Annotated in this window: 16 protein-coding genes; 8 read left to right on the top strand and 8 right to left on the bottom strand. The window is 62.4% G+C overall.

Going from position 1 to position 22,553, the window contains the following annotated elements:
- Positions 1–15: 15 nt before the first annotated feature.
- Positions 16–1,680, bottom strand: a complete 1,665-nt coding sequence (locus CO675_RS14745) for a GMC family oxidoreductase (protein ID WP_097672620.1) — start codon at positions 1,678–1,680, stop codon at positions 16–18.
- 192 nt (positions 1,681–1,872) lie between these two features.
- Between CO675_RS14745 and CO675_RS14740 the strand changes: the two genes are divergently transcribed.
- Positions 1,873–3,201 (top strand): lipopolysaccharide biosynthesis protein, encoded by a 1,329-nt coding sequence (locus CO675_RS14740; protein WP_097672619.1) that lies wholly within the window; start codon positions 1,873–1,875, stop codon positions 3,199–3,201.
- A 177-nt stretch (positions 3,202–3,378) separates the two neighbouring features.
- Here the strand turns inward: CO675_RS14740 and CO675_RS14735 are convergent, their stop codons facing one another.
- On the bottom strand, positions 3,379–4,680 hold the full coding sequence (locus CO675_RS14735) for an O-antigen ligase family protein (protein WP_158231247.1): 1,302 nt from the start codon (positions 4,678–4,680) through the stop codon (positions 3,379–3,381).
- A 116-nt stretch (positions 4,681–4,796) separates the two neighbouring features.
- Entirely contained in the window at positions 4,797–5,537 is a 741-nt protein-coding gene (locus tag CO675_RS14730) for a class I SAM-dependent methyltransferase (RefSeq protein WP_158231246.1), read from the bottom strand.
- A gap of 358 nt (positions 5,538–5,895) precedes the next feature.
- Here CO675_RS14730 and CO675_RS14725 point away from each other — a divergent pair, with 358 nt between their 5' ends.
- On the top strand, positions 5,896–7,056 hold the full coding sequence (locus CO675_RS14725; protein WP_097672616.1) for a glycosyltransferase family 4 protein: 1,161 nt from the start codon (positions 5,896–5,898) through the stop codon (positions 7,054–7,056).
- Positions 7,057–7,152: 96 nt separating this feature from the next.
- Here the strand turns inward: CO675_RS14725 and CO675_RS14720 are convergent, their stop codons facing one another.
- The 5 genes from CO675_RS14720 to CO675_RS14700 all read right to left on the bottom strand — a co-directional run bounded on the left by CO675_RS14720 (position 7,153) and on the right by CO675_RS14700 (position 13,200).
- Positions 7,153–7,557 carry a recombinase family protein gene (locus CO675_RS14720; RefSeq protein ID WP_158231245.1) on the bottom strand — a complete coding sequence of 135 codons (405 nt, stop codon included), beginning with the start codon at positions 7,555–7,557 and terminating at the stop codon, positions 7,153–7,155.
- Between the two features lie 132 nt (positions 7,558–7,689).
- Positions 7,690–8,847, bottom strand: a complete 1,158-nt coding sequence (locus CO675_RS14715) for a sugar transferase (RefSeq protein WP_097672614.1) — start codon at positions 8,845–8,847, stop codon at positions 7,690–7,692.
- A gap of 69 nt (positions 8,848–8,916) precedes the next feature.
- Complete coding sequence (locus CO675_RS14710; RefSeq protein WP_097672613.1) at positions 8,917–9,909, bottom strand: NAD-dependent epimerase/dehydratase family protein; 993 nt, start codon at positions 9,907–9,909, stop codon at positions 8,917–8,919.
- Between the two features lie 196 nt (positions 9,910–10,105).
- Positions 10,106–11,614, bottom strand: coding sequence for a right-handed parallel beta-helix repeat-containing protein (locus CO675_RS14705; protein ID WP_245452759.1), 1,509 nt, complete (start codon positions 11,612–11,614; stop codon positions 10,106–10,108).
- A 245-nt stretch (positions 11,615–11,859) separates the two neighbouring features.
- Positions 11,860–13,200: a polysaccharide biosynthesis/export family protein gene (locus CO675_RS14700; protein ID WP_158231244.1), complete on the bottom strand. Its 1,341-nt coding sequence runs from the start codon at positions 13,198–13,200 to the stop codon at positions 11,860–11,862.
- 272 nt (positions 13,201–13,472) lie between these two features.
- Here CO675_RS14700 and CO675_RS14695 point away from each other — a divergent pair, with 272 nt between their 5' ends.
- Genes CO675_RS14695 through CO675_RS14670 form a run of 6 tightly spaced genes read left to right on the top strand, consistent with a single transcriptional unit; the run spans position 13,473 to position 22,510 of the window.
- Positions 13,473–14,453 carry a UDP-glucuronic acid decarboxylase family protein gene (locus CO675_RS14695; RefSeq protein ID WP_097672610.1) on the top strand — a complete coding sequence of 327 codons (981 nt, stop codon included), beginning with the start codon at positions 13,473–13,475 and terminating at the stop codon, positions 14,451–14,453.
- Positions 14,435–15,268 carry a WecB/TagA/CpsF family glycosyltransferase gene (locus CO675_RS14690; protein WP_245452758.1) on the top strand — a complete coding sequence of 278 codons (834 nt, stop codon included), beginning with the start codon at positions 14,435–14,437 and terminating at the stop codon, positions 15,266–15,268. Before CO675_RS14695 ends, CO675_RS14690 begins: the two co-directional genes overlap by 19 nt.
- A gap of 13 nt (positions 15,269–15,281) precedes the next feature.
- Positions 15,282–17,567 carry a hypothetical protein gene (locus CO675_RS14685; RefSeq protein ID WP_143279011.1) on the top strand — a complete coding sequence of 762 codons (2,286 nt, stop codon included), beginning with the start codon at positions 15,282–15,284 and terminating at the stop codon, positions 17,565–17,567.
- On the top strand, positions 17,564–18,367 hold the full coding sequence (locus tag CO675_RS41425; protein WP_097672607.1) for a polysaccharide deacetylase family protein: 804 nt from the start codon (positions 17,564–17,566) through the stop codon (positions 18,365–18,367). The genes CO675_RS14685 and CO675_RS41425 overlap by 4 nt, the downstream gene beginning before the upstream one ends.
- The gene (locus CO675_RS14675) at positions 18,364–19,566 is read left to right on the top strand and encodes a glycosyltransferase family 4 protein (protein ID WP_097672606.1); all 1,203 of its coding nucleotides are present in this window, start codon (positions 18,364–18,366) and stop codon (positions 19,564–19,566) included. Before CO675_RS41425 ends, CO675_RS14675 begins: the two co-directional genes overlap by 4 nt.
- A gap of 28 nt (positions 19,567–19,594) precedes the next feature.
- Positions 19,595–22,510, top strand: coding sequence for an HAD hydrolase family protein (locus CO675_RS14670; RefSeq protein ID WP_158231243.1), 2,916 nt, complete (start codon positions 19,595–19,597; stop codon positions 22,508–22,510).
- Positions 22,511–22,553 lie beyond the last annotated feature (43 nt).

The following is a 22,553-nucleotide window of genomic DNA, read 5'->3' as shown; positions in this document are numbered from 1 at the left end:
CCTCTGGATCGCGATCTAGGCCATCAAGGCGCGCTGAGGACGCTGGACTCGGTCGGAGGGATCGGAATGCATTGCGGGCAAAGGATGCCGTCCCAGAATCATGTCTGCGGCCTTTTCTGCGATCATGAAGACGGCCGCGGACGTGTTGGCGGAGGGCACGGTGGGCATGATCGAAGCATCCGCTATCCGCAGATTCTCCAGGCCGTGGACGCGCAACTGATCATCGACGACAGACGCCGGGTTGTCCTGCGGGCCCATCTGGCACGTCCCGCACGGATGATATGACGTCAGTCCGGCCTCCTGCGCAAACCCCAGGCACTCGGCATCGTTCGTGACTGAAGGACCGGGCAATTCCTCTCCGCAACAGTAAGGCTGGAGCTCGGGGGCGGCGAGCAGTCGCCGCATCATCCTGATGCCGTCGACAGCGACGCGCTGGTCTCTTTCGTCCACGAGAAAGTTGGGCTGGATGATTGGGGCACGGAAGGGATCCGGCGAGCTCGCGCGGACGAACCCGGTGCTGTGCGGCCGTAGCTGATAGAAGCCGGGCTTGAGGACGGGAAAGCGCTCCCGGAGATTGGAATAATTCCCGATGGCAACGTCTATTTGAACGTCCGGAGTGGAGGAGAGATCCCGCGAATTGGCGAAGCCGTATACGAGAGATGGACTGAGAGCGAGAATGCTCGGACGGCCGAGCAGCCATTTGGTGCCTTCCTGAAGCAGATTCAAGCCGCGCCCGCTGACCGTCTTGCCTTTCACCCGGACGATGAAATGGATCATGTAATGGTCTTGCAGGTTCTGGCCGACGCCAGGCAGCTGATGCAGGACCGGAACCCCAAGGTCTGCGAGCAATGCCGGTGAACCGACTCCTGAGACCTGCAGCAGCTTCGGCGTGTTCGCGGCCCCGGCGGTGAGGATCACCTCGCGGCGTGCTCTCACTTCACGAGCGGGCTGGCCAGGTCCTTGCGCGTACCGAACGCCGACCGCTCGCTTTCCCTCGAGCAGCACCGCGGTGGCCTGGGCTCTGGTCCGAATCTCCAGGTTCCTCTTCCCGGCAAGCGGTCGCAGAAATGCCCGCGCTGCACTGACGCGCCAGCCGTTCTCGATGTAGCGCTGATAGTATCCGAAACCCGCCTGCCTCGCGCCATTGTAGTCGGAACTGTGCGGGAGTCCGAGGTTTTGCGCAGCTTCGATGAAAGAATCGCAAAGCGGGTGCTTCCAATCGCAGTCGGTGATCGGCAGCGCTCCCTCGACGCCTCGGTACGTGGTGTCGCATGTCCCGATTCTTCGTTCGGTTTTCTTGAAGTAGGGTAGCACGTCGGCGTAGGCCCAGCCCCGGTTGCCGCGTCGGGCCCAGCCATCGAAATCGTCGTGATGGCCCCGGTTGTAGTTCATTCCGTTGATCGCAGTCGAACCACCGAGCGTCTTGCCTTGCGGGATCGGGATGGCACGGTTTGCGGTCGCCGGGTTCGGCTCCGTTTCGTACTGCCATGCGTATTTCGGAATTGATGCGGCCTTATAAACCCCGGCGGGGACACGCAGGAAGACGCTGTAGTCCGGCGGGCCCGCCTCGAGCAGGCAAACAGTGCAGTCTTCGGTGGCCGCAAGCCGATTGGCCACCACGCACCCCGCGGCCCCGGCGCCGACGATGATATAGTCGAAAACCTCTGTCTCCGGCGACATTGCTTCTACCCCACGGGTGCGACTGCATGGTGGATGTTAGCGGACAGGTCTTCGCGTCACTCGGTTCATCGGTGTTACCCCTTCGGAGAGCTTTTTGAGACTGTCATTCGCAGGCATGCTTCAGAGCTGCCGCGGCTCACCATGACAGAGGGCGCCAGAGACTTATGGGACCTCCCTCAGTGAGGACTTCTGATGAGCCTGCGTAGGCAAGCGGCCAGCTTAGCCATCATGCATGCGGTTGACGTCCTGCAACCCCTTCTCATTCTGCCGTATGCCGGCAGGATCCTGGGGCCCCTTCATTTCGGGCAATACGCATACGCCCTGAGCATCGGATGGTTCGCGACCACGGTCGTGGATTATGGTTTTCATTGGACTGCGCAACGTGCGGCGGCGTCCGCCCGGCATGAGCCGGCCGTGATCGCATCTCTCTTCGCTGAGGTCACCGCCACGAAAGCCGTACTGTGCTGCTTGGTGACGCTCGTCGGCTTCGCTGCGACGGACGGCATCCTCGCGATCGACAAGCTCATGTTTTTGTGCGCCATGCTGACCGCGGTGGGAGGCATCCTGTTTCCGGTCTGGCTGTTCATCGCTCTGGAACGCGCATGGCAAGCGACCGTCGCGGTGATCGTCAGCCGTTGTTTGGCCCTGGTGTGCTTCCTGATGATGGTGACCTCGTCTGCCAAGATCGAACTTGCAGTGGCGATTCAGAGCTCGATGGGCCTTGTCGCAGGGCTTGTCAGCCTGCCGTTGTTGATCGCTACCGTCGGCTTCAGCGGTTTCAGGGCCGTGTCACCGTTCGCCGTCGGAATGCAGCTTCGGAACGGCTGGCGAGGATTCCTCTTTACTCTTGTCGAGAGGGCGTTCGTGGCTTTGCCTGTTCCGTTTGTCGAGCATTTTTCGGGTTACGTTGCCGCCGGCAACTATTCGATTGCCGAGAAGTTCGTGAATGCCACACGGCCATTTTTCAGAGCCATGTGGGAAGCGCTCCTACCCAGAGTCGCATATTGCGCACGCCACGACCCGGAAGCAGGGCTCGCTCTGATTCGGCGTTCCTTGCTGACCCTCGTCGCTGGTGCGGCGTTCAGCCTATTCCTGTTCTTTATAGCCCCCAATGTCATCCTCTTGCTGTTCGGAGAGGGTTTTTCGGGTGCGATCCCGATCGTTCGGGTAATGTCTGTCATCCCGGTCCTGATCAACGCGAACACGTGCACGTCAAACCTCTATATGTTCAACTACGGCCACGAGCGTGCTTGGGCCACTCTCAACGTATCAAGCTTGTTGATATTCCTCGCTGTCGCATACCTGCTCTCCCAGCAACTCTCGAACGCGGCAATCGCCGTCGCGATCGCGCTCATAGGGAGGGAATGCTTCGTGCTGGCGGTCTCGGCAGGATTCTTCTTGAGGTTTGGCACTGCCAGAGCGCAGAGTCCCGCAACTCAAGGGGACGGCAAAGCGCACACAAGCGAAGTTGGAGCGGGTGCCGTGCTCGCGTCCCCCGGTCAACTTCGCTCCGAACGCTAACTCGACATGTTTGTTGCGGGTCCTGTACAACCCGCCCGATTTCGTCGGATGCCCTGGTCCAGCAGCATCATTCCGCGCTGGTCGCCATCGATGCGCCAGGTTCGATCGCCGGGCGTCGGAGGGGGGCAGGGCTCGTCGACAACGCCGGCACAGCTGCGAACCGCCATAAGAGCCCGGTCAGGCGGGCGGCGACGCTCCGCGTGCACCGGCCGGCAGCGGCGGGGTGGCTCCCGATGCTTCGGATTCATCCGTACCCAGCAGGTAGCGGTAGATCATCGTCGCGCCGATGCCGAAGCCGATCAGGCACCAGAACCAGATCCCCTGCATCGGCGCTTCGAGTGCGACGTCGAACGAAGCGTTGATGATGCAGGAGGAGACGTAGCAGGCGATAAACAGCATCAACGCGGTCCATTCGGTGTGCCCGCGTCTGTAGGCCAGCAACATAGCGCGAAGCAGTGTGCCAAACCAAGCGGCCAGAAAAGCAGCCCACAGCACAAGCCCCGGCACCCCGGCGCGCGCCAGGATCGTCATATGGGCGCTGTGCGGGCTGCGCAGGGGTCGCTCGCTGTTAGCCCTTGCAAGCCCGTCCTCGACAGCCAAGTTTACCCCAAATCCGCGGCCGGTCCAGAAATACGGTCCATGCACCGTTTTCTCGATGATGGTCCGCCACCAATTCGCGCGCCACTGCGTGGTGTCCTCGGTCTGGGCGCCTCCCTGGCCGGCGATGCTGGCGATATTCTCGACGATTTGCGCAACGGTGATCCGCCGTTCGGTCGAGACGCGGGCTTCCTGGTAGCTGGAGACGGTCATCTCAATCGCGTAGGAAGCAGCAAGGAGCACTGTACCGGTCGCGACGACGACGAGGAGCGGGCGCAGTTTGCCGAGCGCCAACGCCGCCAGAACGACTGGCACGGCAAATGCCAGAACGGCCGCACGGCTAACGGCGCCGACCATCACCACTCCCGTGATGAGACAGGCCGTCCAGATCGGAGTTGGCTTGCGCATGCCCGTGAGGATGAAAACGGTAGCGCCTGCAAGGTGTGTCGCGACCTCGCCGGCGCCGAGCCAGACAAGGCCGACGCTGGTGCCGGGTATATTCGGAATATAGTCTGCGAAATAGAAGCTGAGCGGAAACAGGATGGGGACGACAGGAACGTAGATATCCAGGAATTTCTGGTAGTAACTAATGATCGTATCGATGCGGCGATAGTCTTCGATCAGAAGGGCGGCGACGACGAAGGCGAAGACCCCGTATACGAGGATCACGCTGTCGCGCAATGCGTCGGAACCGTAGGTGTCAAGATAAGGAAAGGTGCGCAACAAGGCCCAGCCCATGGCCACCGCGAGAAGAAGGCTCGGTCCGGATGCGAATACGGCCACCAGACAACCTGAGCGCAACAGCACGAAGAGCCCCGCGACGAAGGCGATCTCGCCGACGAAAAGCGGCCGATAGCCCCAATAGGCGAAGCCCTTTCCCATCAACGCATATCCCGCCAGGGCGCAGCAGAGCGCGAGGGTGTAACGGTCGCCCAGGCTTGCAGAACGGGAAGGTGAGAGAGGGCTGGCCATGATATGTCAGGAATTCATCCCCTTGCTTACGGCCTGTAGGCGACCATGCGCAGACCTCCGTCGATAGCCAGCTTTTGCATACCGACGTGAAGAAGCGCACGTAACGGAGAGGCCTCAGGATACCGAACATGCCAGCGCTGACGCTGGACGCGGCTGAATCCATTCTTCTTCAGAATCCTGGCGAGCGCCGCGGGAGTGAAGAAAACGATATGGCCCGGCCTTGCTGCTTCACGCCAACGCTGACCCATCAGCCGTGCCGGGAAACCAGCTGCATTCGGAGTGGTGATCAGGAGCCAGCCGCCCGGTGACAGGCGCTCGTGCAAGCCTGCCAGCACGCGGCCGGGGTCACGAAGATGCTCAATGACTTCGAGGGACACGATCCCGTCGAAGCTCGATCCGTCGGGGAGGTCTGCAAGATCCCGGTAGACTGCAACGCCGCGTTCGGCAAGGAACTGATAGCCGAACGGTTCAACAGCGGCGAGCCTGGCGCCGCGCTTCATCAGTTCGAAAGTCATTGCGCCGCGGCCAGCACCGAAATCCAGGATACGCATGCCGGAAAGGCCACTTACGCCCAGCGTATTTGTCAGCGAATCCACGAGACATCGGGCGACAGCTTCGTCCGTAGCGCCGGTTTCGACGGTGTTTTGCTCAGGTTCTTTCCATCCTTCGCGGTAATAGTTCGCAAGCTCCGACTCTTCTGGATAGGGATCACGAAAGATCGTGCCGCATTCACGGCAGCGCAGGAAGCGGGGCGCTTGCCAGTGCACGCAAGCGTCTCCCTGGTACCTGCATTGAGGACAGATCGGAGTATCCATCTTGGTGGTTCACCCTTCGTATGCCCGTGGCGCCGCCGTTCCCGGGTCTAATCCGCTCTCCCCTCCGACGGCCCGAGACTAGTGGTTGCGTACGCCCTGTTGCCGAGAAACACGGGCTATCGGAATGCCTTTCGGAAGTACTTCGCTGGGGGTACCAGGTTCGCCGTTCCGAATTCCGTGCCCGCCCCGAGCGCCAGCGCGACGTGCTTCTCGCGGGGGCGGGCGCCGCGCACGTATGGAGTACACCTCTATTGATGATTGAACCCATGCCTTCTGTGATCCACAATCACAGTCGGAGAGGTCGATCGTAATGCGTATAGTCCTCACTCGGCGCGAGGCTCTCGACTGCCCCGACGGCGTCAATATTTTCATCGTATCGCTTGCTCAAGCTCTGTCCGATCTTGATCACGAGGTGACGATCGTTGTCGGAAGCCTCCAGAGCCGTGAAGAGTACCGGCGCCTGCTAGGTCCTCGTCTCGATCTACCGATTGTTGCCCTGAGCCCCACACCCTTGACCGGGCTTGCCTCCGCCGCGGCCTGGCTACGCGCGAAGCGGATTATTGATCGCATCAGGCCTGATCTTGTTGTTCATAGCGAAGCAGTGCCACTGCCGCTCCGCGGCACGATCGTCCAGGTTGTCCACGATCTGGAGCCTCGCAGTGGCCGGCTTGCTCCATTGTGGCGCAGCATTCGGCGGTTCAGTACCAAACGGTGCGATTACGTGGTCGCCACGACGACGGAGCTTCGCGATGAACTCGTCCGCGATCTTGACATGCCTCGGCACAAGCTTGCCGTGATCCCCAAATGCATTGAGCTCCAGGCTTACCACGGGGGCAACCTCGCAGCGCGTGAGCGAGCGATTCTTCATTCCGGAACCCCGCCCTACAAGGATCCCGCCGCCACGATCCGGGCATTCGGCGTGCTCGACGATCCGTCGGTTGCTCTCTACGTTGCAGGCGATATCACTCGACAGACGCAAGCGGCGGTGGATGCTCTCCCGGATCGGATTCGCGGGCGCGTTATCCTCCTTGGGTCCGCGGACGGGCAGACCGTGCGGATGCTGCATGGTCAGGTCAGGGTCGCCGCTTTCCCCACGCGCTATGCGATCCCCGTCGCGTCTGCAACTGTCATGGAGGCGATCGCCAGCGGAACGCCCATCGTCGGTTCCTCAAGGCTCAGCCGCGATGTGCTCATGAATGGCGTGAACGGGCTTGTAAGCGACACAAACCCGGATGCGATGGCGATCGCGCTCGGATCCATCCTGAACGATGACGCGTTGTGGCTGCGGCTGTCCGCCGGCGCCCGCCGAATGGCCCGACAGTTCGATGGTTTTCGCGTCGCACGGCAGTACATCGAGCTTGCGTCTCGAGGAGCCCGCAGCGGCTACCAGCTTGGTGACCGCGGAAACGGTTCCGGTGGTCATCTAGTCGGCCTCGGGCGCGAGAACCCGCATTCGCCGAGCAACGCTTAGTGTCTCGAGAATCCGATATACCGAGCACGTTGTCAGAGTAGATGTCCAGCGCTTCGGTGACGTGCCTGGCGTGCCGTCGCGCGCCGGACGCGGCCGTCACCGTCCTCGCCACCAACCGATGCTCAGATCCCATAGCACAGACCGCAGCGGGGATGCGCCAAGCGACCAGAGGGGTGCCGATCCGAGGACCATTCGTCCGGTCGTGGTACTCGTGTCAATCGGCGTACCGAGGATGCGAAGGCCGACGCCCTTGCGGCCCAGCCGCTCGATGAGCGCCAGCACGCCCCGGGTCGAATGCGCCACGCGATAGGGTTTCGTGATCGCGATCACGTCCCCTTTCTGAGTGACTTCGATCGCGCGCTCCAACTCCGGCATCTTTCCGAATACGCTGGCCTTCTCGCAAAAATGGTCTTGCGCCCCGAGCGCGGCCAGATCGCGCTTCTGGGCGTCAAGTCGCTCGATGGGTTCGAGTGGACCAACGCGACAATAGCCCACGATCACGGATCTTTCCCCCTGGTTGTCACCTACACAAGAAACAGGCCTGAAACACATGCCCTTTGGATGGTGGTTCATGGCGGCGCCCTGAACGCGCGCCTCGGGTCCGAGGCCGGTTCAAGCGCACGGGATGGCCCACTAACGGGCTCCCTTCGCTCCCAGCACGGCTGGCAGCGTTTGCAGCATGATGTACACGTCCAGCCAGAATGACGAATTGCGGATGTAAGAGAGATCCTGCTCTTTCAGAACCTGCAGGTCGCCATCGCTGCGGGACGAAACCTGCCACAGTCCGGTGAGTCCCGGCAGAACGCTGGCGCGCACTGACCGGAAATCTTCATCGAGCTGTTCGATATGGTAAGTGGGGAGGGGGCGCGGGCCGACCAGACTCATGTCACCGCGGATGACGTTCCAGAGCTGCGGCAGTTCATCGATGCTGGAGCGGCGCAGGAAGTTGCCGACAATCGGTAGAATACGCGGGTCGTTCCGCAGCTTGAAGAACTGTTGCCACTCGGCGCGCGCATGCGGGTTACCATTGAGATGCTCTTCCAGCAGACGACTGCTGTCGGCATACATGGTCCGCAACTTGTGCATCTTCACCAGCTTGCCGCGGTATCCCACGCGCTCCTGGACGAAGAAAGCCGCGCCTGGGTCGATCAGCTTGATCGACATCGCGCCCAGCGCCACGACGGGCAGCGCGAGCAACCCCAGCGGAACAGCGAATGCGACATCCAGCATCCGTTTGAGGAGCCAGTTCTGCCGGGAGTATCGTGCAAGGTCGCGGTCTTGGCTGGCCGGACCAACCAGGACGGTTGAGCCATCCCACAGGTCGAAATGTGTCAGCAGAGTTCGCAGCGCGACCTCTACGTAATGGCCGATCAGTAGGAGGCAAGCCACATAGGCGGTCTGGACGTAGATGACATGAACGATATTCCCGCCGCTGGCGTTCGCCATCGTGACAATGCTCCACAGCGCCATGACAATGCCGACGCCAAGGGCGCGCTGCCGGAAACGCTGGTAGGGTTCCGGACCTGGACTGTTGTAGAGTCCGGTTACGAAGAATGCGAGAACGGCGAGGAGCACTGCGACCCCGAGATGCTCCGGCGTCGGTAGCCCGACCGCTCGCGCGAGTGAGCCGGTACAGGCACCTGCGTCCAACGCGGCGGCGAGATCGCCGCTGACCAGCAAAGCCGTCACGATCGACTTGCGATGCCGACGGACGAATGCAGAGCCACGTTGGCTGCCAGAGGGCAGGTTCGCGCGGCTCGCTTGGCGCAGGTTCAGCCCCTGGTCTGTCATGCCTGTACTTGCTTCCGTTCGATTCAATGGAGAACGTCCCCCGGCTGCGATGTCGGAGGACGTCTGCGGCTAGGCGGCCGCGATGTTGGAGAGATCGGGCTTGCCGAGAACTTGCCCTTCGATCCAGCGGTAGGTGGGAACGAGGCCTTGCCGCAGCGTCGTCCCGGGCTCCCAGCCGAGGATCGTCCTTAGTCGCGAATTGTCGCTATTGCGGCCGCGCACGCCCTGCGGCTTCGAAGTGTCGTGACGCTTGATCACGGACTTGCCGGCGATGGCGGCAATGATGTCGACCAGTTCGTCGACCGTCACCAATTCGTCCGTGCCAAGGTTCAGCGGCAGGGAATAGTCGGACTGCATGATGCGATGAATGCCCTCGACGCAATCATCGATGTACATGAACGAGCGTGTCTGCTTGCCGTCTCCCCAGATCTGCAGTTCGTCTCCGCTGTGGAGACCGGCGATCTTGCGCGAAAGGGCTGCGGGTGCCTTTTCACGACCGCCGTCATAGGTACCGAGCGGACCGTAGACGTTGTGGAAGCGGACGACGCGCGTGGGCAGGTGCCAGTCCTCGGTGAAGTACTGGCAGAGCTTTTCCGTATAGAGCTTTTCGAGCCCATACCCTTCTTCCGGATCGGCCGGAAACGCGTCGTCCTCGCGCAGCGGAACGACGTCCGGATTTCGCTGCAGATGTTGCGGGTAGACGCAGGCGGACGAGGAGAACAGGAATCGCTTGACGTCGTTGCACTGTGCGGCCTGCAGCATGTGCGCATCGATCAGGGTGTTGTTGAGCGTGATCTCAGCGTGCTGCGTGCTGATATAGCCGATGCCGCCCATGTCGGCGGCAAGATGATAAACCTCGTCGATATTCTTCGTGACACGCTGGCACTCCGCACGGTCACGCAGGTCAGCAATCATGAACTCGTCGGCGGCGGTCTCTTCGTATTCGGGAGACTTGATGTCGGCGCCACGGACGAAGTATCCAAGCCCGACCAGATACTTGACCAAATGGTGGCCGATGAACCCACCGGCACCCGTGACGAGCGCCGTTTTCCTGCCTCGCATTTTCGCGCCTCCATGTTCTCTCGGTAGTTGCCTGAGCTGCATCAGTCGCAGAAGGGATTTGAGCAACTTCGATTGCCGACCTTAACCGGACCGTTTCAAAGTCCCGATTGAAACGAGGTGGTAGTCCGAAATCGCAACAACCGTCGAGAATATCGGTCGATGCGCGCGGTTTACGCGCGTCGTGGCTCGAGCGCAGTCAATGGACGAGGAGACTACCGTTCTGTTCGAGCCCGGCGTGCTGCAAGCGGTCCCAATCGAGGACGGTACGTCCCCACGCGAATCTGACCGGCGTGCTTCCACGAGAGATACGATAGATGTTGTGATCGAACCGGTTGTTACCGGTCTCGATGACATCGGCGTTAGCGTTGTCAGGTCCGACGTCGGAGGCGGCGCCGGCACAAACTGCACCCTCGAATATCATGTCGTTGTCGTGGATGTGGTTGTTGCGGGTCTTGTAAAGCGCACCCGATTTGGTGCGGCGGCCCTGGTCGACAAGGATGACGCCGCACTTTCCGGCGCTAACGATCAGTTCGTTGCCATAGACATCGACGTCCTGCGATGCGGCAATCAGGAGGTTGTTGCCCCAGAACCCGCCCTTGCCGAGGCCGTTGTGTCGAAGCTTGTTGTTGCGGATCACCGCCGCGAACGAGATCTCGTGAAATATTCCGGCTTCGCTGTTTCCTTCGGCGATATTGCCCTCGTAGAGAACGTCGCGGCATTCGATGTCGCACCACAGCCCTGGGCCGCGATTGTCGTAGACGCGATTGTCGCGCATGACGACGTTTGAGCTGACCGCAAGTTTGACGCCCCCGGCCTCCCAGTTGGGATTGAACTCGCGGGTGTTATTCTCGAATACGCGGTTGCGCTCGATCACAACGTCGTGGCCGACTCCCGTGATCCCGATCTGGCCGTTGTGGTGAATGTCGCAGTCGCGGATCCGGGTGCCGGATCCTACCGCGATCCCCGCCGCGCTGTTCAGCCGAAGTTCGCAATTCTCGACCACCCAGCCGTTGGCATCCTGCGCTTGGACAGCGCCCTTCTGGCCGACGCTGGCATATTTCTCGATGGTGAGATTCTTGATCAAGATGCCGGGTGCGGTGCTCTCGAATGCGAACGCTGCGACGGTGACTTCGACCTTATGGGCCGATGGGTCATTGGCGAGGAATATCTTTCCAGCCGAATGATCGAAGTAAAAGCGATCGGAAGTGACGTCGTCCTTCGTCAGCACCTGGGTGAGGGGAACGTCGTCAACGAAGACGGCCTCCGGCAGGTTGCAAGCCGGCGCCGACCTGACACATGATCCGACCCGCCGTCCTTGCTGGTTCTGGCCACCGGCAACCCAGTAGGTGCCTTCCCGGCTGAAGTCGGTGAGGATGCGGCTGCCGTTCAGAATCGTCCGGCCTTCCCCATAAAACCGCTGGTTCTTGCGTGGCCGGACGGCTTGGCTGCGATGGATGCCATTCTTCAGACAGAACGCGGCGCCCGCTTCGGCACGATCGACGGCCGGCTGGATCGGTTCGTCCGGCAGAATCGAAATGGCATCGGCCGGGCACGGCTCCTCGACGGGGCCAGACAGCGCCGGCTGCGCCGGGAGCCAGATCAACGCCGCGAGCCAGGCCGCGAGCTTGATCGTGCGCCGGATGGCGAGGGCTCGCGGCAGGTTGGTGCGTCGAAGGCACGGAGCCGACGCGGACAGGGCGATCAAGCAGCCTGATCGAAGCAGCGCAAGCCGGCCCGCGATAAAGGTGAATGCGCCGATCGGAATCGTTCGGTCGGTAAAATGGGCAAAGCCGTTTCTGAGCAGCGCATATCCCATGAGAACGCAAGATAGCGGGAAGACGTAGCGGTCCGGCCGAGGCAAGGTGCGCGCGGTTGAGGGGGGTATTGTCATGGCTCCCGAAGAGCGCAATCTTGGTTCATGGGCGGCAGTTCGTATGGTAACGCCACTTGCTATCTGGAAATCGGGCTGGTGAGGTCCTGGCCGCTCGCTTGTTCAGTCCCGGAGGGGGGTGATCTAAGCAGTTCCGCGGTGGCCCGGTCGTTTGACGTGATGCCGGCCGGCATCTCATTCTTGACGTCGATGACGTCTCCGGGCTCAACGGGCGTCGTCTCGTCGGCATCCGATACGACGGCGTGACCGTTCCGCATGCGGGTGATGCTGATCAGGTGCTTGGCGCCGGTGCCGCCGCCGACGTTGCGCCATCTGGCGTCGCGGACAGCGATGGCCGCGGGCAGCGTAATGTCGAGGTCGTTGAGCAGATCGCGTGTCTGCTGCAGTTCGGTCGCGACCTGGCGCTTGAATGCCGCGTCAACCTCCTTGATCCTGAAATCGACGTTTCCCGCATCGACCTGCAGCCGGGAGACGTCCGAGAGCAATCGCCAGACCGTTGCTTCCTGGTTTGCCTCGAGGACGCGGTAATTGAAGTCGTTGTTCTGTGTCCCCAATCCTTGTCGGAGAAGGTTGCCATATCGATCGATTTGCTGACGGATCAGGTCGAGCTGCTTCTTGCCGGCGTTGCCCTGTTCGCTGTTGGCCTCGATCTGTTCCTTTAGCAGCGGCTTTTGCGACCGAAGCAAGTCGATCTGGCCCTGCAGGATCGTAGCCTGGATCCTGAAGACGTCCTGTTCGCTGCCGATGATCCGGAGCGTGTCCTTGTCGTTGGCCGCGTTGCCGAGATCCGGCGGAGCGAAGCTGTCTTTTCCGTCGCGTTGCGCCTCGAGACGAGCCTGGCGGACGAGCATGGTGCGCTTCTGGTTCGTAAGCTGGCGGACACGCTCTTCCGCCAACAGATAGTCGGAGAGTGCGGTCTGGCGCAGTGCGTCGACGGGGCCATATCCTCCAGCGAGCGCCACGGCGCTTTGCGTCGTACTGCCGTAGCGGAAGGGATAAGCGCCCGGCAGCCGCACGTCGCCCAGCACATAGAGCGGCCGCAGTTCGGCGATGCGCACGCCGACCGATCGTGTCCGAAGAAGGCCTTCGGCAAGGAGTTTGTCGTTGATCCGCTCCTGGCATTCAAACACTGTCAGGTCCTTGACCTCGATGGCCGCAGCAAGGGGAAGGCTGATGGTGCCGGCATCATCGATCAGGACGTCACCCGAGAGTTCAGGCTGCCCGAAGACGGTTACCGTGATGCGGTCACCTGGAGCAAGACGGTAGGTTGTCTGTCCCGCCGGCGCCACACCTGCGCACAACAGGACGGAAAGGCACGCCGCCGACAGCGATGTCAGCAAGCGTCGGATCGGCGTCGCCGGGTTGGTACCGGAAGCAATCGGTCGCTGATCACTGTCCACGAAGAACTCCACGCGTGGCCAGCCGGAGTCTGCAGACGCTCCATGGCTGGCAGCTTCAAGACTAGTGGTTGCGTGGGCTGAGTGCAGAAAAACACGGGCTAATGTCGCGCGCGTCAGCGGTACTTCACTGGTGGTACCTCCGGATTCGAGCCGGATAGCTCCTATTCGTTGCGGCTTATCCATGAGCGCAACTGTTGGCGGCGTGCTGGCTCCCTCAAGATCGGGAATGCCGGAGACCTTCCGGCGGACATGCAAACCGGCGGAGACGCAGCTTGAAAAGACGTGTTCTGGTCACCGGGGGGGCTGGATTCCTCGGCTCACATTTGTGCGCGCGACTGCTGAAGCAGGAATGCGAGGTGCTTTGCGTCGACAATTTCTTCACCGGGATGCGCCGGAACATCGAACCGCTTCTCGGCGAGCCGGCATTCGAGGTCATGCGGCACGACGTCACGTTCCCACTCTATGTCGAGGTCGACGAGATCTACAACCTCGCGTGCCCGGCATCGCCAATTCACTACCAGCGCGACCCGATCCAGACCACGAAGACGAGCGTGCTTGGCGCGATCAATATGCTGGGCCTCGCCAAGCGGCTGCATGCCCGTATCCTTCAGGCGTCGACCAGCGAGGTCTATGGCGATCCGGACGTCCATCCCCAGACCGAGGATTACTGTGGCATCGTCAACATCGCCGGACCGCGAGCCTGTTACGACGAGGCCAAGCGCTGCACGGAGACGCTGTTCTACGATTACCGGCGGCAGCATCGGCTGGATATTCGCGTCGCCCGCATCTTCAACACCTACGGTCCGAACATGCATCCGCAGGACGGCCGCGTCGTATCCAGCTTCATCGTGCAGGCGCTCAGGGGCGAGCCGATCACGGTCTTCGGGACGGGAATGCAAACGCGATCATTCTGCTACGTCGACGACTTGATCGATGGTTTGACGCGGTTGATGAACGCGCCGGCGGACATTGAAGGATCGGTCAATCTCGGCAATCCGACCGAGATGACCATGTGCGAACTCGCCGAGCTCATCATCTCGCTGACGGGGTCGCGCTCCAGGCTCGAGTTCCGACCGTTGCCGCAGGACGATCCGCGTCAGCGCCGGCCCGACATTTCCCGCGCGCGTGAGCTTCTGCATTGGGCGCCGGTCGTGAGCGTGAAGGAGGGACTGAGCAGGACCATCGCCTATTTCGACAACCTGCTGTCCGACCCGCGCGAAGCTGACAAGCTCGTGTGGAAGATGCCGCAGTGATTCCCAGGGCCGACCCAGCGCTTGATCGTGGCGACGTGCTCGGTGTCAGCGTGAGCGCCATTACCATGGACGACGCAGTTGCAACGCTCGAGCGCTGGATCGAAGAGCGGCGCCGCGAATATGTCTGTGTCACGGGGGTGCACGGCGTGATGGAATGCCGGAGCGATCCGTCGCTGCGCAAGATCCACGATGAGGCCGGCATGGTGACCCCGGACGGGATGCCGCTCGTGTATTTCCTGCGTCTTGTCGGCAAAAAGCGCACGCGACGGGTCTATGGACCGGACCTGATGCGAGCGATGACGGCAGTTTCCGCAACGCGAGGTTATCGGCAATTCTACTATGGCGGGGATGTCGGCCTTGCCGAGAAGCTCAAGGAAACCCTGGTTCGCTCCGCCTCCGGACTGCAGGTGGTGGGCACCTTCTCGCCGCCGTTTCGCGCACTGACGCCGGAGGAAGACCGCGCGATCGTCGACATGATCAATGCCGCGCGGCCGGACATCGTCTGGGTCGGCCTGAGCACGCCGAAGCAGGAGCGGTGGATGGCAGCGCATCGCGGGCAGATCGACGCGCCGGTGATGATCGGCGTCGGCGCGGCATTCGACTTCCTCGCGGGAACCAAGCGTCAGGCGCCGCTGTGGATGCAGCGTCATGGCCTCGAATGGCTGTTCCGGTTGTGCTCCGAGCCGAAGCGTCTGTGGCGACGCTACGCCTACATCGTCCCGGGATTCTCCTGCCTTGCGGCGGGTGAGCTATTGCGACGCGCCATGCAAGGTCGAAAGTCGGCCGGCGCGATGCCGTCCCGTGAGGCCGGGTGAGTCGAAGGTTGGAATGCGGAAAATCGGAGTGAAAGACCGCCCCTTGGTGCTTGGTGTGGACCGCAATGCGCTCCCGCATCCGGAGCGCCACGTTCTGCAGGAACCCGCAAGCCGGAGCGCCACAGCGTGGGCGGCGATCACGCGCATCATCTTCGGTACGCACGCCCTGGCGTTGGCGGACCAGGCGGTCGTGAGCGGCACCAGCCTTCTGTCGACGGTGCTGGTCGGTCGTTTCACCCAGCCCAGCCAACTCGGCATCTACGCCATTGGTCTGTCCGTGTTGGGATTTGTGCTCGCGTTGCAGGACGCCCTCATCCTGATGCCGTACACGATTCAGCGGCACCGCTCGTCGCGAACCCCCGCGCAGCATGTCGGGCTCGCGCTGCTGCACAATGTGTGGTTGTCCGTGATCGCCATTGTCGTGCTGGCCATCGTGGCCGTCGCGATGATCGCGCTATGGGCCACGAACGATTTGACCTGGCTGGTCTGCACGTTGGTGCTGACCGTCCCGTTCGCATTGCAGCGGGAGTTCAACCGAACGTACGCATTTGCACATTTGAATGTGGCGAATGCCCTGATCCTGGATGCCGGCGTGGCAGCGGTGCAACTGCCTGTGCTGGCTTGGCTCGGATGGACCGACAGGATGTCCGCTGTCAATGCCTCCCTCGCACTGGCGGGTGGCTGCGCGTTGACGAGCCTCGTCTGGCTCTACCTGGCACGACGGAATTTCTCGATTCCGACGGGCCGCGTGCGGCAGGCGACCGCGGAGAGCTGGCGACTTGGCAAATGGCTGTGTGCCGGACAGATCACGGTCACGATCCAGAGCTATGTCAGCTACTGGGTGCTGCCGCTGTTGGTCAGTTTGGCGGAAACCGGCGTTTTCGCAGCCTGCAACAGCATCGCGTCTGTGGCCAACCCATTGTTGAGCGCATTTCGCAACACGCTGACGCCGCGCTCGGTCCTTGCTTTCAAGGAGGGGGGAGTCGAGAGGCTGCGCCGTCAAGCGTCGCGTGACGCGCTGCTGCTCGTCGGTGTCATGTCGCTCTTCTGGGTCGTGATTCTTTTCAGCGGCGACTTCTTGATGAGGCTGGTCTACCACGATCACGGATACGACGGGCGGGGCGACGTCGTGACGATCCTGGCGCTGGCCGTGCTTGCGACTGCCGCCGGGGCGTCGGCCTCGAACGCAATGGCAAGCATGGAACGGCCACGGGCGGTCGTGGTGGCGACGTCGGTCGGAGCCTTCGTCACGGCGACGGCGGTCTGGGCGTTTACCGCCGAATGGGGATTGCTCGGAGCTGCTTACGGGATATTGGCCGGGAGCGTTGCGGGATCGGTGGCCCGCTGGGTCGCATTCCTGACGGTCGCAGCCCGGCCCGGTCCTGCGGATCACGTTCGCGCTCCTATCGTGCAGGTCCTGCAGCAACTCGCGCAACCGAATCCGGCTGTCGATTGGGACATCAGGCAGATCGGAGAAGGATTCCAGGGCCGGATCTACGGCATCCGTACAGGCGGGGACGATGCGGTCTGGCAAGGATATCGCGATCTGGCGGTCAAGCTCTATCCCGACGAGCCGGCCGCGGTCGAAACGGCAAGACGGCAGTTCGATGCCCAGGTGCGGCTGCACGGCTCGGTCGACGGCAGGACGGTTCATGACTGGACGTTGCGCGCGCCATTGCCGCTTCATGTCTCCGAAGCGCCGCCGGCCCTGGTGATGACGATGGCCGCCGGCACGGACCTCAACAAGTCCCTTGCCGCCCATAGCGATCAGCCTCCGGAAGTGCTGGCGGCCATGGCCCGGGTTCTTGTCACCGTGTTGCGGCCGCACTGGGCCACGGGCAGTTCGCACGGCGATCTCTGCCTTCAGAACATCCTTTACGATCCCGCACGACGCGTTCTCACCCTCGTCGATGCCGACAAGCCGGCTTGCGTCGGTGTCGTATTCAACCAACGCTACCCGGCGGCCTATGACCTGGCCGGCCTGCTTTGCGATGTGGCGACCGATATTCGTACCATCGATCGGCGCGTGGCCCTGAGCAAGCGGACGTTTGTGGAAAGCGTGTTGTCGGCCTTCCTGACCATGATGGAAGCACCGGAGCAGGAGCCGGAGCTGATCGCGGAAATCCGCGCCTTTGCGCGAGCAGAGCTCAAGTTGCTCGACCTGCGATGGTCGCCGCGAGGGCTTTTCCGCTTGATTCAGCGTAGCATCGCGATGCCCCGCATTGATCGGATGCTCGCCGCCGCTCAGGCGGACGTCCGGATGGGTCATCGCTTGAGTGTGGTGGGAGGCGGGTCATGACGTTACCGGCCTACATCACGACCAGTTGGGATGATGGTCATCCCCTGGATCATCGCGTGGCCGCATTGCTCTCGAAGTACGGACTGGAGGGTACCTTCTACGTACCCGCGACGACGATCGAACGACAGACCATGTCCGCCATGCAGCTGCGCGCGCTGGGCAAGGGCTTCGAGATCGGCGCGCACACGCTCCATCATGTCGATTTGACGTCCGTGACGACGGAAACGGCCGCGCAGGAGATCGCCGATTCCAAGGCCTGGATCGAGGACAGCACGGGTGTTCGCTGCGAGTGCTTCTGCCCGCCGATCGGCCGCTACCGCAAAGAGCATGTGCGCATGGTCCAGCGAGCGGGATATATCGGCCTGCGCACCGTCGAGCTGCTTGCGCTCGGCTTTCCGCGACCGTTAGCCGGCCTGTTGCACATACCGACGACCGTCCAGGCGTTTCCGCACCGCCGTTCCGGTCTGGCGAGGAACGCGATCAAGCGGATGGCCTTGGGCAACCTTTGGCGCTACATCCGTCACGGCCGCGCCGCAGAATGGCCCGCGCTCGCGGAATCGCTGCTGTCTCAGGTCGTCGCGCGCGGCGGCGTCTTCCATCTCTGGGGACATTCCTGGGAGTTGGAGGAGTTCGACCAATGGCAGCGGCTGGAAGGTGTGCTGCGCCTCATGGGGCAGTTCACCCGGCAGGCGCCAGCGGTCAGCAATGGACAGCTCTGCCGCTTGCCGATGCCGCCCGCCGCCGCGTCCGACCAGGCGGTGGCCGCCGCGGAAGCTGCAGCTGCAGGAGGACGTCGATGAACATTCTCGTGGCGCACAATTTCTACAAGCTCGCCGGCGGCGAGGACCAATGCGTCGCGGCCGAGGTTTCGCTGCTCAGGGCGCACGGCCACGAGGTGACGCAGTATTGCCTCTCCAACGACACGATCGACGACATGGGGCGTCTGCAGCTCGCGGGCCGCACGATCTGGAGCCGGCAGACCATTGCCGAACTGCGGCGATTGATCCGTCTGCATCGACCGCAGGTCGTTCACTTCCACAACACGTTTCCACTGATGTCTCCGGCCGCCTATTACGCCGCGCATGCCGAGCGCGTTCCCGTGGTGCAGACGCTGCACAACTTCCGTCTTGTTTGCGTCAATGCGCTGCTGTTTCGCGATGGCAAGCCTTGTGAGGATTGCCTCGGCAAGGCGACGCTCTGGCGTGGCGTTGCGCACAATTGCTACCGACATAGCACGGCGGCGAGCGCGACCGTCGCGGCGATGCTTGCGACCCATCGTCTGCTGGGGACCTGGCAGCACGCCGTCGATGCGTATGTCGCCCTGAGCGGATTCAGCCGCCGGAAGTTCATCGAAGGGGGGCTTCCCGCGGACAAGATCGTGGTGAAGCCCAACTTCCTCTATCCCGAGCCGCGCGTCGGCGTCGGCGACGGCGGCTATGCTGTCTATGTCGGCCGGCTTTCCGAGGAAAAAGGCATTCAGGCGCTTCTCGAGGCCTGGCGGGGACTCGAAATGCCGCTGAAGATCGTGGGCGACGGCCCGCTCGACGGGCTGGTTCGCGAGGCGGCCGCCCGTAACGCGGCGATCGAATGGTTGCACGGCGTGCCCCACGACGACGTCTACGAGCTGATCGGCGCCGCGTCGGTATTGATCCTGCCGTCGCAATGCTACGAGGGAGCTCTTCCTCGTGTCGTGATCGAAGCGTTCGCCAAGGGCACGCCCGTTATCGTTCCCCGGCATGGCGCGATGGCCGACATTGTCGATGGGCGCAACGGCGCGTGCTTTGCAGCAGGCGATGCAGACGATCTCGCGGCATGTGTACGCTCCCTCTGGTCGGAGGTATCCGCACTGACGGAGATGCGCCGCGCTGCGCGGGAGACGTTTGACCGGTATTTCACCGCCGAAGCCAACTACCAGGCGCTGATGGCGGTCTATGCACGCGCGATCGATCAATATGCCCGACATGATTTGTCCGAAATCGAGGCGGGTTCGGCAGCGTAACCAGTCAGGAACCGGAGCCGAAATAGCGATGTTGGTGCTGGAGCGGCAGGCGATAATCGAGCGATCGGCGGTGGCGCTGGACCCGTTGCTGGCCGAGACCGAGTTCTATTCCGCCTATGATTGGTGCCTCGATCCTCATCTGACGGTCGGCGAAGTGAGCGAGCGTCTTGCCGCGGAGCTTGATCGGCTCGGTTATGTCGAGCCGGGATGGCAGGCGAGGGAAGTTGCCACAAACATATATCTACTTTCATCCTCGCTGTTGAATGGCGTCGAGGAATATCTGCGCGGACACACGCTGCGCGTACCCTCGCAGTTGGCAAAAGGCCGGCTCGGGCGTTTCGCGTTATCGACCTCCGACAAAGTCGCGCAGAAGTGGCCGCAACGGCACAGGACCCAGCTTCGCCGCTGGAAGGAGGAATGGCAGAACGGGCTCGAGGTACTCCTTGCCGGTCTGATGCGATCGGAAGGCGAGGCGGCGCCGTTCGCGGAGGTCACCGGGAAGCTGTCAGCGTTGTTGCGCCGGCAGCTGCCGTCCGGACTGCTCGACGTTCGCCTCGGCATACCGTCCGCGTTCAACCGGCTCGACCTCACACCTGTCGACGTGTTCGAACTGGGGCGACGGTTCATGCGGGGCGTTGCCGACAGGTCGCATCCGGTTCTCGTCCTGGGGCTACGAACGGCTGGTACCTACTTTTCCACTCTGTTGTGCTCCTTCTTCAAGGCCGAAGGTTACGGCCGGGTCGCTGCCCTTACGGTGCATCCGAAGAAGGGCCCGAGCGATTGGGAGCGCAGGCAGCTGTCGGAGCACGCCCGGAAGGGCTTCACGCTGGTAATTGTGGACGATCCGCCCAATTCGGGAGGCACGATCGTTCTTGCCGTCGATATCGCGCGTCAGGCAGGCTTCGACCTTTCCAAGATAAAGGTGCTGGTGCCGACACATCCGGCAACGCCCGGCTGGGCTGCGGCGTTGCCTGACGGCCTGGTGATCACGCTCGAGCCGGAGCGCTGGCGAAAGCAGCAGCTACTGGATCCCCGGATGGTCGCGGAAAGATTGGCCGAATATCTTGCGCCGCGCGGGTTCTCCGATGTTCAGGTGCTCGATAGCTGGCGGGCGGAGGAGCTCGACGGTGGTGTGCAGCACAGCGCGAGCGGCAAGCGAGGCGCGACGCTGCGGCGGATATTCAAGGTGCAGCTGCAGACTGCGCAAGGCGACCGCGAGGTCCGTCACTTCGTGGCGAAGAGCGTTGGACTGGGATACCTCGGTTACCCGGCGTTCCTTGTCGCGCAGCGGCTGTCCGAGTTCGTTGCGCCGGTCCTTGGGCTGCGTGACGGCATCCTGTACAGCGAGTGGCTGCCGCAGCAGCAGGCCGCCATGGACATCGGATTGAATCGCGATTCCTGGATCGACAGGGTGGCCTGCTACGTTGCTGCGCGCACTCGTCTCCTGGCCCTGCCGAAGTCGCGTGTCGCAGGCAAGGCCGTGCACGAGAACGGTTGGACGCTGCTGGCCGAGGCGTTCGGCCGCGCATATGGCGATTTCGTGCTCGATGTACCGATGCGGTCATTGATCCAGCAGCAACTTTATCGATTGCATTGCCCGTGTCCCACGCTGATCGATGGCAACATGGGTGGTGCCGAGTGGATCGTGGGCAGGACGGGTTTGTTGAAGACGGGCTATTTTGGGCATGGCCTCGGCAAGACCCTGCTGAACAGCGTCGATCCGGCTTACGACCTCGCGGACGCCATCTTGAGCTTCGAGCTGTCGCCCGACGAGGAGGAGCGATTGGTCCGCCGTTACGTCGAGCATTCCGGCGACGCATCGGTTGCAGACCGGCTCTTCATCAACAAGCTGCTGGCCGGCGTGTGGGCAATGGAGACGGCGCAGGAGAACCTCTTCAGTGTCGTGCAGTGCGGCAAACAGCAGCAGGAGCAGCACCGGCGCTTCCTCGGCGCGTGGGATTTCTTGACTGCACAGACCGCCCAGTTCTGCGGTGCGCGATGTCGGCCGTCGCGAGCGCTGTCTTGGCACTCGCCGCTTGTCTTCCTCGACATTGACGGCGTCATGGACCGGCGCATCTTCGGTTATCCCAGCACGACGGCGGCCGGCATCGAGGCTCTTTCCCTGCTGTCGAAGCATGACTGTTCGGTCGCGCTCAACACGGCGAGGTCGGTCTACGAGGTCAAGGACTATTGTGAAGCGTACGGGCTGGCCGGTGGCGTGGCGGAGAACGGCGCTTATTTGTGGGACGCCGTTGCCGGGCACGGATTGCCGCTGATCGATCAGGACACGCTGGTTCAGCTCGATGAACTCAGGAGAGCGCTGCGGCAACTTCCTGGCGTTTTTCTCGACGAGCGCCATAGATATTCCATCCGGGCCTACATGATCGAGAAGAAACCCCAGAGCCTGCTATCGCGGATGCGCCGCTTCAGCATCGGTCAGGGCGTTCCGGTCCCGCTGCCAACGCTGATCGTGCGTGATCTGATCGCGACGCTCCAGCTCGACCGGCTCTGCTTCCGCCAAACCACGAGCGATACCGCCGTAGTGGCAAAGAACGTCAACAAGGGGACGGGCCTGACGGCCCTGCGCGATCGGGTCTTGGGACCGGACGTCGAGACCATTGCGATCGGCGACACCGAAGCCGACCTGCCGATGTTTCGGTCGGCTACGCGCAGCTTTGCTCCGGCACAAATCCGCTGCAAGCAAGAGGCGCGGCTGCTAGGCTGCACGATCTCGCGTTATTCTTATCAGCGGGGTCTGCTCGATATCGTCGGCGCTCTTGTCGACCGAAAGGCTGACGGGAGCGCTGGCCGGATAGAACCAGCCGGCCAATCCGACGGCGAGCACCTGTTTCTGGATCTGCTCAGGGTAGCCGACCGCCTTCAGGCCCGCGCGCTGGTCGGTGCGCTTTTCAACAGGGCCGCTTTCAGGATTTTCATACGATGACGTCACTGAGCCATCGGCTACTGGCCAACCGCCTTGGCCACGC

It is taken from the genome of Bradyrhizobium sp. C9 (genome assembly GCF_002532045.1).
Taxonomy (GTDB): Bacteria; Pseudomonadota; Alphaproteobacteria; order Rhizobiales; family Xanthobacteraceae; genus Bradyrhizobium.
The sequence above is the reverse complement of the archived record's forward strand: the minus strand, read 5'-3'. Positions and strand labels throughout refer to the sequence as shown.

Bases quoted from the DNA above. Each gene is read 5' to 3' on its own strand.
- CO675_RS14745 (WP_097672620.1), bottom strand. From the start codon at position 1,680: ATGTCGCCGGAGACAGAGGTTTTCGACTATATCATCGTCGGCGCCGGG.
- CO675_RS14740 (WP_097672619.1), top strand. From the start codon at position 1,873: ATGAGCCTGCGTAGGCAAGCGGCCAGCTTAGCCATCATGCATGCGGTT.
- CO675_RS14735 (WP_158231247.1), bottom strand. From the start codon at position 4,680: ATGGGAAAGGGCTTCGCCTATTGGGGCTATCGGCCGCTTTTCGTCGGC.
- CO675_RS14725 (WP_097672616.1), top strand. From the start codon at position 5,896: ATGCGTATAGTCCTCACTCGGCGCGAGGCTCTCGACTGCCCCGACGGC.
- CO675_RS14715 (WP_097672614.1), bottom strand. From the start codon at position 8,847: ATGACAGACCAGGGGCTGAACCTGCGCCAAGCGAGCCGCGCGAACCTG.
- CO675_RS14710 (WP_097672613.1), bottom strand. From the start codon at position 9,909: ATGCGAGGCAGGAAAACGGCGCTCGTCACGGGTGCCGGTGGGTTCATC.
- CO675_RS14685 (WP_143279011.1), top strand. From the start codon at position 15,282: ATGCGGAAAATCGGAGTGAAAGACCGCCCCTTGGTGCTTGGTGTGGAC.
- CO675_RS41425 (WP_097672607.1), top strand. From the start codon at position 17,564: ATGACGTTACCGGCCTACATCACGACCAGTTGGGATGATGGTCATCCC.
- CO675_RS14675 (WP_097672606.1), top strand. From the start codon at position 18,364: ATGAACATTCTCGTGGCGCACAATTTCTACAAGCTCGCCGGCGGCGAG.
- CO675_RS14670 (WP_158231243.1), top strand. From the start codon at position 19,595: ATGTTGGTGCTGGAGCGGCAGGCGATAATCGAGCGATCGGCGGTGGCG.